At 47.1% G+C, this 11287-nt stretch carries 8 protein-coding genes and 1 pseudogene; 4 read left to right on the plus strand and 5 right to left on the minus strand.

The genetic code is table 11. The annotated features are described in order from the left end of the window. Window positions 1–657 precede the first annotated feature (657 nt). Both holB and tmk read right to left on the minus strand, forming a co-directional pair. The gene (gene holB / locus ACLFWI_RS18105) at window positions 658–1590 is read right to left on the minus strand and encodes a DNA polymerase III subunit delta' (protein ID WP_446414074.1); all 933 of its coding nucleotides are present in this window, start codon (window positions 1588–1590) and stop codon (window positions 658–660) included. Between the two features lie 24 nt (window positions 1591–1614). Continuing rightward, complete coding sequence (gene tmk, locus ACLFWI_RS18110; RefSeq protein WP_446414075.1) at window positions 1615–2280, minus strand: dTMP kinase; 666 nt, start codon at window positions 2278–2280, stop codon at window positions 1615–1617. A 332-nt stretch (window positions 2281–2612) separates the two neighbouring features. Between tmk and ACLFWI_RS18115 the strand changes: the two genes are divergently transcribed. After that, window positions 2613–2960: a hypothetical protein gene (locus tag ACLFWI_RS18115; RefSeq protein ID WP_006104062.1), complete on the plus strand. Its 348-nt coding sequence runs from the start codon at window positions 2613–2615 to the stop codon at window positions 2958–2960. 57 nt (window positions 2961–3017) lie between these two features. Here the strand turns inward: ACLFWI_RS18115 and ACLFWI_RS18120 are convergent, their stop codons facing one another. The 3 genes from ACLFWI_RS18120 to alr all read right to left on the minus strand — a co-directional run bounded on the left by ACLFWI_RS18120 (window position 3018) and on the right by alr (window position 8169). Further along, a complete protein-coding gene (locus ACLFWI_RS18120) occupies window positions 3018–3452 on the minus strand; it encodes an FHA domain-containing protein (RefSeq protein WP_446414076.1) in 435 nt (144 codons plus the stop codon). 704 nt (window positions 3453–4156) lie between these two features. Beyond that, on the minus strand, window positions 4157–6580 hold the full coding sequence (locus tag ACLFWI_RS18125; RefSeq protein WP_446414077.1) for a heavy metal translocating P-type ATPase: 2424 nt from the start codon (window positions 6578–6580) through the stop codon (window positions 4157–4159). 422 nt (window positions 6581–7002) lie between these two features. Beyond that, window positions 7003–8169 (minus strand): alanine racemase, encoded by a 1167-nt coding sequence (gene alr, locus ACLFWI_RS18130; protein ID WP_446414080.1) that lies wholly within the window; start codon window positions 8167–8169, stop codon window positions 7003–7005. A 112-nt stretch (window positions 8170–8281) separates the two neighbouring features. On the opposite strand from alr, the gene ACLFWI_RS18135 reads away from it, so the two are divergent. The 3 genes and pseudogenes from ACLFWI_RS18135 to ACLFWI_RS18145 form a co-directional block, all read left to right on the plus strand. Continuing rightward, window positions 8282–9241, plus strand: a complete 960-nt coding sequence (locus ACLFWI_RS18135) for an o-succinylbenzoate synthase (protein ID WP_446414078.1) — start codon at window positions 8282–8284, stop codon at window positions 9239–9241. 98 nt (window positions 9242–9339) lie between these two features. After that, the gene (locus tag ACLFWI_RS18140) at window positions 9340–10686 is read left to right on the plus strand and encodes a cytochrome P450 (protein WP_446414079.1); all 1347 of its coding nucleotides are present in this window, start codon (window positions 9340–9342) and stop codon (window positions 10684–10686) included. A 106-nt stretch (window positions 10687–10792) separates the two neighbouring features. Further along, window positions 10793–11287 (plus strand): annotated as a pseudogene (locus tag ACLFWI_RS18145) (hypothetical protein); the annotation flags it as partial.

Here is an 11287-nt window from a genome sequence, read left to right on the forward strand (position 1 = left end):
ATGAAATAGTACCGGAAATCACAGCATAAATCAAGAGATTCATCGGATTTTTTTTTGATTGGTGAGAAAGCTGATAACTCGGTGGGTTATGACGGCGCGTTTATTAAACGGTTTGTTGATTAATTCAGCATCGTCTAACCCACCCTACGGCTGCCTTGAATTAAACAAGAGGTTAGGGCGCGATCGCGATAAGATAATCGTAGACATCTCACCTAGAATAAGCGAACTCTGAATGACATAAACAAATGACATAAACAAATATCCATCTACTTTTCAACCATTTTCCCATCGTCGGAGCTATATTTGGCTTACTCCTGCTCATTTATGCCCTAGCCAAAGATAGTGAAGATTTAAAAAGGGCAAGTTATTGGTGTTTTTTTATAATTGCCTTAATTACGATCCCCGTTTTTTGGGCAGAGCAGCAAGCGGAAGAAGTGGTAGTTTCTCTTCCTCAAGTTTCCCATTCGTTGGTTCACGCTCATAGAAACATTGCCGAGCCAGCTCTCATTGCTTTAGAGGTATTAGGAGTCATGAGCTTATTTGGCTTGTTTCGAGGGATAAAATTTCAGAAATGCCCTCTCCAGCTATGGGTTAGAGTAATCTTAGTGCTTACTACAAACAAAGCCCTATTTTAGGTGTGCCACGCCACTACACTGATCAACCCTGTAACTCTAAGAATGTCACTTCCCAAACCAATCGAGGTTGAGCATAACCAAGTAAGTAGGTTCGGGCTTGCTCTAATTGGTGAATAATTTGGGTATGATGTTGGTGTTGCCAGTAGCTATGCTGTAAATAATCCACTAACCACAATTGGGCTTGGGGATCAAGGGTTTTATCAATTTCCTTGGCAAGTTCTAGCGCCATGGGGGATGAGTGGGGCAATTGGTTCAGCTTTGCCAGTAATTCTGGGGGAATGGCTTGGAGTTGTTCAAACGCCGCGATCGCTTCCCCGGGACTTCCTTGGGCAATGGCTAATATCGAGGGTTCTTGGAGAATCTGCCCATAACCTGTTTGCTGTAGTACCTGTGCCATGTCGTCTTGTGCTAATCGAGAAAAGGGAATCCGCTGACAACGGGATACTAAGGTGGGTAATAAAGCATCGGGACTGGGAGCGATTAAAATTAATGTGGCGTTTCCGGGTTCTTCTAGCGTCTTGAGCAAGCCATTGGCGGCTGATTCTGCCATGGTTTCCGTCTGTTCCAACACCACAATTTGACGGGAGGCTTCCAGGGGAGAACGCCCTAAAAATTGGCTAATTTCTCGAATTTGTTCCAGGCGGATTTGGGGAGGGGTTTTGCGCTTGAGTCCTTTTTCCGCTGCTTCTTTGGCGGATAAGCGAATGCCATTGTGTAGATAGGTGGGTTCAACCCAGAGGAGATCTGGGTGGTTCCCCTGTTGTAGGCGTTTCTGGACTAAGGGTTGCTTCTGGGGTGGAATATCTTGACAAAATAACCGTTCAATGAACCACCTGGCGACTAAAGCCCGCCCGACTCCAGGAGAACCGACAAACAAATAAGCTGGGGCGATGCGGTTGGCTGTCATTGCCCCTTCTAAGAGTGCGATCGCTTGTTTTTGTCCGATTATTGTCATTGGTCATTGGTCATTGGTCATTTGTCATTTTTCCATGACATCGTGTATTTGAATCCGTTGACGTAACACCGCCTGAATGTCTCGTTGCACGGCGTCAGGGCTTTGATTGGCGTCAATCCGGACAATTCGCTGGGGATGCTGGGAGGCTAATTGGGCAAAACCCTGCTGTACTCGTTGGTGAAAGGTTAACTCCGCTTGTTCCATGCGATCGGCTACTCCCCGTTCTCTTGCCCGTTGTAAGCCTATTGTGACATCGACATCTAACCATAAGGTCAAATCGCTTTCTAGCCCTCCTGTGGCGATGTGGTTGATTTGTTCAATCAGGGCGAGGTCAATTCCTCGTCCATACCCCTGATAGGCAATCGTCGAGTCGGTGTAGCGATCGCATAAAATAATAGCGCCAGCGTCGAGCTGAGGCTGTAACAATTCTTCAACATGCTGCGATCGATCAGCGGCGTAGAGTAATAGTTCGGTACGGTGTTGTAGGGATGAGGATTGTTCTTGGAGTAAGAGTTGACGTAATTTTATGCCGAGGGGGGTTCCTCCAGGTTCGCGGGTGATGATTACAGGTGGGGGTTTGCCGCTATTGCCCAGCATGTCTAGTATGCCACTACTGAGGAACCAATCGCGCGATCGCTGAATTTGGGTGGTTTTGCCACTGCCTTCGACTCCCTCAAACACGATCAGCATTTCCCCTTATCCACGCCTCATCTGATTACATCTATCGCCATTGTTACCCAAAATCCTGTCCTCGAATAAAGTGAAAGATGGGCAGATGTTTGTCCCGATGGAATCTATCGTCAAGAGTATGTATACTTTATTGGTATACCTATCCAGCCAAAAACCACAGCTAGGTAGGTTACTTTAGATAGCCGCCAGTTAGGTGGTGTTAGCCTGTGGACTGGTTAAGTGACGTCACAGCCAGAGTGAAGCAGGAAGTAAGTACCAGAGATGTCCACTTGTGGGTAAGCTTTGGGTAGATCTTATGTAATGATCTAGCTATCTGACGCCAAGGGTTAAATATGGCTCGCTACACTTGTTCATTTACGGTTGCAGTTTCTCCCGATCACCTTCAGCCATCGTTGATTGAGGTTTTACAATCCTGCGATTTCGACATTATCTATGACACGGGAGACTATATCATGGCACGGGAAATTCCCGGTCATGTTGCCTTTGCCAAACTCGTGACAGTGGAAGTCTTGATTGACAAATCGATGGCTACCGATCAGGAAATTCGCATGAATTTCGTGATCAAAAATGAAGAGTTGCCCTTACAGGTAGACAACCACTGCCACGATAAGTTTTATGAAGTTCAAGAGGCGGTTGCCCAAAACCGCCATTGGCAACTCTTAGAAAGTGTTGCTGGTTGACATCCTCTGGTTTTGTTTCAATCCTCTGGATTTCCCTGATCATAGTTGGGCTAATAATCAGGGTGTCCAGTCCTCTGGATCTCCCCCCATCATATTTGGGCTAATCAGGGTGATGTCAAACTCATCGGGAGGTCCAGTGGGAACAGAGTCTCGCTTGAGTATGTAATATTTGGCACTAACTTGAGGACCGAAGACGACTTCGTCCTCATCTTCAAGATCGTGGGCTTGAAGTTTACGACCGTTAATCACGAGTCCGTTGGCGCTGGTCTTACCTTTGAGGTTACCATCGACAATGCGGTAGTAGAAACTGCCGTCCTCCCGTTCTCGCCGCACTAAGGTGGCGTGTCGGCGAGATACAAATTGTGAGAACAAACGAATATCCACATCCGGATCTCTGCCTATAGAATAGACGGGTTCCTCCAAGGTATATTCCTTGCGTCCTTTTTCGTCTTCAATAATTAACAGATGGTTTTGATTGGATTTTGCAGGCATTGAACATCGAAAAATAGGGATAGAGAGTGCAGTTAATTCACTGTCGCTGTGTCTATGCTTTCTTAGATTAGCAAACTGCTTAATAATCTTGCCTTAACTTATCAAGAAGAAATGACCGAATTGCCGACCTTCAACTTGGTCTTCCCCCCATTCAATCATCATAAGCATTAATGCAGATCATGGCATAGACTCTAATGTTACAATTTTGTGACATTTTTTTACACTGACCCTCCTGGAGAGCCTGTAGGCTTCCTTTGGGGTTCTGCTAATTGGCAGTGCTTCCGGCTTTTATCATGAGGACTATGTAATAACTCCTCTCTGGTGATCTTAATAGCTGCGTTACACTCCCGGTTTAGAAGATCCCACAAGTAGGCTGTAAATTCGTACCGATAAAACTTTCTCAATTTGGCTATCACGTTCACCCTACTTTCCCCCTGGATACCGGACTTTGTCCTGCTCCGCAGAAAGTCCATGCTTAACATGGGCGGGGAGGAAAGCGGGTGATAACCTAAGATTTACCAGCCTTCGCCGCTTGGTAAGCGAGACTTGAAAAGAATCATCCAGACACCACCATTACTTTGTATTCTACTACATAAAGGTTAGGACCCATTGAACGAACGGGTGTGAATTTTCCCAGTCTCGCCTGATGATGCGGGATAAAGGATGAGTATTTTACCGAAACCTCAAACCCCACACTCTACACTCTACACCTCGTCTACAGAGTTCCAACCTCGACGCAATAGCAGAGAGTTGCTAACTACAGTCACTGAACTAAATGCCATCAGTGCGCCAGCTACAGCCGGATTGAGAGCGATACCAAATCCAGGTAACAGTACACCTGCCGCTATGGGAATACCCAAAGTGTTATATCCCAATGCCCAGAAGAGATTTTGGCGAATTTTGTTAAAGGTAGCGCGAGACAGTTTAATCGCCTGGACAATATCCAGCAAACCGCCAGCTTGGGGGCTAGTAGCGCTAGGTTGCATGAGAATAATCCCCGCCGTTTCCCGGGCAACATCTGTTCCCGCTTGCAGGGCGATGCCAACATCAGCTTGGGCTAAGGCTGGACCATCGTTAATTCCATCTCCAACCATGGCGATGCAGTTTCCCTGGGTTTGCAGTTGGGCGATCGCGGCGGCTTTGCCATCGGGACGGATACCTGCCATAACGTTGGCTGGATCAATGGCAAGTTGTTGTGCTACTGTCACGGCAGCATCCGGTTGATCTCCGGTTAGCAGCATCACGCGCAGTCCCATCGCCTGTAGCTGTTCTACGGTGGTTTTGGCATCGGGTTTGGGTAAATCGGTTAGGGCGATGAGTCCAGCCAATTCTCCATCTACGGCTAAATACACCACGGTTTTCCCCACAGCCGCTAAGTTTTGGGCTTGGGAGAGGGCGGTATCACTAATAGTCACGCCTTGCTGACGTAACCAATCTTCATTCCCCAGTAATACCGATTGATTGTCCACTAGGGCAGATATTCCTAATCCAGCTTCGGTATAAAAATCCTTGGCGGCTAATAGAGGTAACTCTTGTTGGGCTGCTGCTGTACAAATCGCTTCTCCGAGGGGATGAGTTGTGCCTCGTTCGGCTGCGGCGGCAAGTTGGAGGAGTGCTGATTGTGGATTGTTGATTGTTGATTGGGACAATTCTCCCCCATCTGCCCATTTCTCAATAGACAGACAATCGGTTACGGTGGGTTTTCCTTGGGTGAGAGTGCCTGTTTTGTCAAAGACGATGATATCGAGGTGATGGACTCGTTCTAATATGTCACCCCCTTTAATCAGTAAGCCCCGTTCTGCCCCTAAGCTGGTGCCGACTAGAATCGCTGTCGGGGTTGCCAATCCCAAGGCACAGGGACAGGCGATCACTAATACCGCGATCGCTAATTTTAAGCTTAATAGTAAGGGTGAGGTTGAATCACCGATCAGGGAGTCTCCTTCCCCTAGAACCTGAGTCCAGATTTTTGTCCCCACCAGATCCCAAAACAGGAAGGTGAAGGTGGCGATTGTCAATACCCCATAAGTAAAATAGCCGGCGACTTGATCGGCTAAATTCTGCACCGGTGCTTTCCGGGTTTGCGCCTCTTCCACCAGGGCGACAATTTGGGCTAATGTGGTTTCCTGTCCAATGCGTGTGGCTTGAATCGCGATCGCACCCGATTGATTCAACGTGCCAGCCGTCACCGGATCACCAGGTTGCTTGAGAACAGGTAAGGGTTCCCCCGTCAACATTGACTCATCCACCGACGACTGACCCGCCACCACTTCGCCATCAACGGGTATTTTTTCTCCCGGCAAAACCCGCAACCACTCACCCAGGCGAACTTGTTCCACGGGAATCTCGATCCCCAGTTCTGTGGCTGTGGGGGCGGATTTACCAATTAACCGGGCTACCTTGGGTTTCAATGCCAATAATGATTCATAAGCCGCTGATGCTTGACGCCTTGCCCGTTGTTCCAAGGTACGTCCTAGCAGAATAAAGCCGAGTAACATAACGGGTTCATCAAAGAAGCATTCCCAGCCCAATTGAGGCAAGAATAATGCGGCACAGCTAGCCCCATAAGCCGCCAAGGTTCCCAGTCCTACCAAGGTATTCATATTCGGGGTTTGATGCCGCAATCCGCGCCAGCCATCGCTGATAATTGGACGCCCAGGTCCTAGCAGGGCTAAGGTTGCCAATCCCCAGTGAAACCAGATCGTGCTAAACACGGGTAGCATCGGTCCATTCAACCAATGACCGATATGTCCGATGGTCGAGAGAATAACTAGGACACCAGCAATTATTAATTGCCGCAGTTGTTCCTTTGCCTCTTGTTCATGACGTTGAGTCGGGGTGAGGTATTCTTCTGAGGTTTCCCCTGCTTGGGAGTCACGGGGTTGGGACGGAAACCCGGTTGCGGTTAATTTTTCCGCTAGGGTGGCGGGATCAACCTGACCGACTTCATACTCAACCACAGCCACTTCTGTAACCAAGTTGACCTGGGCGGAAATAACTCCGGGTTGCTGTTCTAGCTGTCGTTCTACCGCACTGACACAGCCTGCACATTTCATTCCCCCAACATCTAGCGTCATTTGCTCAACGGTTGGGGTGGGGGTATCGACAACTTTTTCTGGAGAAATTTGCATAGATGTTTTTGATACCGATAGGCGTTGCGATGCCTGAATACTGAGTTATGTTAATACGTCTCTTTAATGATAAGGATTATTTTGCCAATGCGCTCTGCCACTGGTCAATATCATATTTTGATGACAATGCCGATGATCGGTTGGAGGTTTGAGGTGTGTTTTTGATGGGATAGGGAGGCGTTATGTTTTTCCCGATCCGGTGGCAGTTAAATAAGCATTTTCGGAGCGCCAAAACCCTTGATATTCCGTAGGGTGGGCATTGCCCACCAGAATATGAGGAGCGTGCCATTCGTCTTAAGTCGCCTGCTTAACAGCCAAGCTCTTCTTTTAGTTTGCGCTTCAAGTCATCAGAAATAAATAGTCCACTAATCTCCTTTGTAAGAGCCTTTAAGTAGCACACTAACTACGGAAGACCCGTTCTTTTAAATCACCACACGCGGGAGTCGGTGCTTAAAGCCACAAAGGATTTCCCAGGATATTGTGTTTAACGATATTGCCCAGTCATCCGCAGAGATTTGCCTGTCCCCGTCTCGTCCAATTAGGGTGACGATTTCACCAACCTGTAAATCGGGAATATTACTCACATCCAACATCAGTTGATCCATGGTAATCGCCCCAATTTGGGACACCCGTTGACCCCGAATTAATCCAGTCATTTTATTCGAGAGATTCCGGGGAACGCCATCGGCGTAACCGATACCCACTACCGCTAGACGTAGCTGTTTTTGTGTCCTGAATGTATAGCCATAACTCACCCCCGTCCCCGCAGGTATTGTTTTTACTTGAGTGACCCGCGTTTTGACTTGCATGACGGGTTTTAGGTTGACTTTTGGGTGTAAATGTGGTGCAGGATAGAGTCCATAAAGCGCTAATCCGACTCGAACCCAATCGTAATGCAAGGCGGGGTCAGTTAACGTGGCGGCGGAGTTAGCTAAGTGTAAGCAGGGTGGGACGATATTCGCCGCGTGAAGTTCGGCAATAGCCGCTTCAAACCGCTGATGCTGTAGTCTCATCACCGTGGGATCTGGACTATCTGCTGTGGCTAAATGGGAATAGACACTAGCTAGTTCTAAATGGGGTAATCGCTGGACTAATTGCACAAACTCTGTGGCTTGTTGCCAAGGCATTCCCAAGCGAGACATCCCAGTATCGACTTTAAGATGGACAGGTAAGGGTGTTTGACTACGACTTAGGGTATCAGAAAAGACCAAAGCCTGTTGGGGTGTACAGATAGTGGGTTGTAAATGCCAATGCGCGATCGCACGCACTTGTTCTGGGGTATTGGTTGCGCCTAAAATCATGATGGGCGCGTCAATTCCCGCTTCTCGCAGTTGAATGCCTTCTTCTACTGTGGCGACACATAGTCCATAAGCGCCTGTGGCGAGTGCGGTTTGGGCAACCATGATCGCACCATGTCCGTATGCGTCTGCTTTCACCACCGCCATGAGTTGGGTTTTGGCAGACAAAAGCTGTTTTAATTGGTTTAGGTTGTGGGCAAGTGCCGCGCGATCGATTTCTATCCAAGCGCGTTCCGTTAATCCGCCAGAGACTTCCCAGATGTTGGGCATTAACTCATAGGTTGGGATCATTTCTCCCATTCTCATTCACTCCTCTATCACTCTTAAATGCCACACAGCCTAGCATAGGAGGTTGGGGAGGGGTAGGGCGCCTGCGCGGACTACTGAAAATTTAAGGTTTCCGGTGACTTATCGTTTTGAGTTTCATCTTTACCAGCGCCAATTTCGACATCCTCTCACTACTCATCATGGTGTCTGGAAAGTACGCGAGGGAATTATCCTGCGTCTGGTGAATGAAAAGGGGCGAGTGGGTTGGGGAGAAATTGCCCCACTTCCTTGGTTTGGTTCTGAAACCTTAGAACAAGCCCTAACCTTTTGTCAGCAGTTCCCGTCTCTGATTACATCAACCGATATTTTCTCGATTCCGGCTGAATTTCCCGCCTGTCAGTTTGGCTTTGAGTCAGCGTGGGAAGGGTTAGTCGCAAGTAATGGGGAAGATGGGGGAGAGAGTCGTATTGAAACGGAAAAAACAAGTTCGTTGTTACCCAATTCGTCGCTGAAATACAGTTATCTTTTGCCCACTGGGGAAGCCGCGTTAACCTCTTGGCAGCAAGGTTGGCAACAGGGCGATCGCACGTTTAAATGGAAAATTGGTGTAACCTCTATGGAGTCGGAACTGAGGTGGTTTGACCAATTGGTTCAAATCTTACCCCCATCGGCTCAATTACGCTTAGATGCGAATGGTGGACTTACACAGCATCAAGCTCAACAGTGGTTAAAGGTATCAGATCAGGCAGGAATTGTCGAGTTTCTGGAACAACCCTTGCCCCCACAGGAGTTTGATGTGATCAGGGCAATCCAAGATCAGTATAAAACAGCGATCGCCCTTGATGAATCCGTTGCTACGTTGAACCAACTCAAAACCTGTTACCTGCAGGGATGGCGAGGAATCTTTGTGATTAAAGCGGCGATCGCGGGATCTCCTACACAACTGCGACAATTTTGTCAAACCCATGATCTAGACGTGGTATTCTCCTCCGTCTTTGAAAGTGCGATCGCCAGACAAGCGGTTCTCAATTTAGCTGTAGAATTATCTCATCCCCATCGGGCAGTTGGGTTTGGAGTTAATCACTGGTTTGTCTAAGTGGATGTGCGTTTCAATTCTGTATTCCCTATTGCCTGTTGCCTATTCTCTATTCCCTTTGAGAAATTTATAATCAAAATTCAACGGCTCAACAGCTTATGATTCAAGTCAAAACTAAACAACCCGAAGGACCCAAAGCCCCCAAATGGTGGCAAAAAATTCAGTGGATTACTAAGCCGCTGGATTACATGGATGCAGCAGGACAACAATATGGTGATATTTTCAATGCTCCTGTTATTGGCAATCATTCCTGTATGTTGTTTGTCAGTCATCCTCAAGCCCTACAACAGATTTTCACCAACGATACCAAGCAATTTACAGCTCCTCCAGATAGGCTTTTGCAGCCAATTGTTGGAGATCATTCAATATTTGTGCTAAAAGGCGATCATCATCGTCGGGAACGCAAACTCCTAATGCCACCATTCCACGGCGAACGCATCCGAACTTATGGGCAACTTATCTGTGACCTAACGGATAAGGTAATGCAACAGGTGCGTCCAGGTCAAACCTTTGTTGCTCGTTCCCTGGTTCAAGAAATCTCTCTAGAGGTTATCTTAAATGCTGTCTTTGGTATTCATGATCCAGAGCGTTTTAATCAACTGAAGGGACTAATTGCTAGCCTGATGGAGCTATTTAAATCTCCCTTCACATCAGGATTACTCTTTTTCCCAGTGTTGCAAAAAGATTGGACGCCTTGGCGTGCATTCAGTCGCTTAAAGCAGCAAATTAGTCAGCTACTCTATGCGGAAATTCGAGAGCGCCGTCAACAGAAAGACTTTTCGGGTTCAGATATTCTCACCCTACTGTTATCGGCACAGGATGAAGAAGGTAAACCCATGACAGATGAAGAATTGCATGATGAGTTGTTTACTTTATTATTAGCCGGTCACGAAACTACCGCTACTGCGATCGCGTGGGCGCTGTATTGGGTTTATCGCTCGCCTGACGTGCAAAATAAGCTGTTGCAAGAATTGGACTCTCTCGGTCAACAAGCAGACCCTGTGGACATTGCTCGTTTATCTTATCTCACAGCCTTGTGCCAGGAAAGCTTGCGGATTTATCCTGTGGCTGTCTTAACTGTACCGAGAGCAGTGAAAGAACCTGTTGAACTGATGGGATATCAGCTACAACCGGGAACCCGAGTTTATGGCTGCATTTATTTAACCCATCATCGCCAGGATTTATATCCAGAATCTGATCAATTTAAACCAGAACGCTTTTTAGAACGCAAATTTTCGCCCTATGAGTTTTTCCCTTTCGGTGGTGGGGTACGTCGCTGTATTGGTGAAGCTTTGGCATTCTTTGAGATGAAATTAGTCCTCGCCAAAATTGTCTCTCAGTATCAGCTAATTCTGGCACAGCAGCAACCTGAGCGCCCTAAGCGACGGGGTGTAACCCTAGCGCCTAGCACGGGTGTAAGGTTAATTATGCAAGGTAGGAGATAGGGGGTAAGGGTATTTGTCGGGGCGGGTTTAGGGATTAATTGTGGTTTTTTACCCTAACTATAGTGCGAAACCCGCCCTAATTTTTTGTTGGGGTGGGTTTAAGGAAATGAATTCTATTTTAATTGATATAAAACAGCGAAATAATGATTGGTTAATTGGTTTTGACAATAATAAATTCCAAGAAATAAATCAGAAATTATTTGATCAATTTTCTAACTTATTTCCAAGTCAAACCGTTCCTAATATTATTCTGACTGAATCTAACCCTTGGCGATTTCTTGCTGCATTTAGTGCCGCTATTGCTGCCGATTGTTCAGTGTTTTTGGGCAATCCCAATTGGACACCACAGGAATGGCAGTACGTTTTAGCATTAGTCCAACCCGATTTAATTTGGGGAGATTTGTCAAGGGTGATTAGTCAAGATTCATTCGTCAAAAATAAGGGACAAGGGATAATCAATAAGGAACCTACAATGGGTGTCACTGAATCGGGCGTTTGTAGTCAGCGCTTTAGCGCTGATGGCACTAAAGTGCCTACTACGAACCATGATGGCACTAAAGTGCCTACTACGAACCATGATGGCACTAAAGTGCCTACTACG

This window comes from Coleofasciculus sp. (assembly GCF_046539235.1).
Lineage (GTDB): Bacteria > Cyanobacteriota > Cyanobacteriia > Cyanobacteriales > Coleofasciculaceae > Coleofasciculus.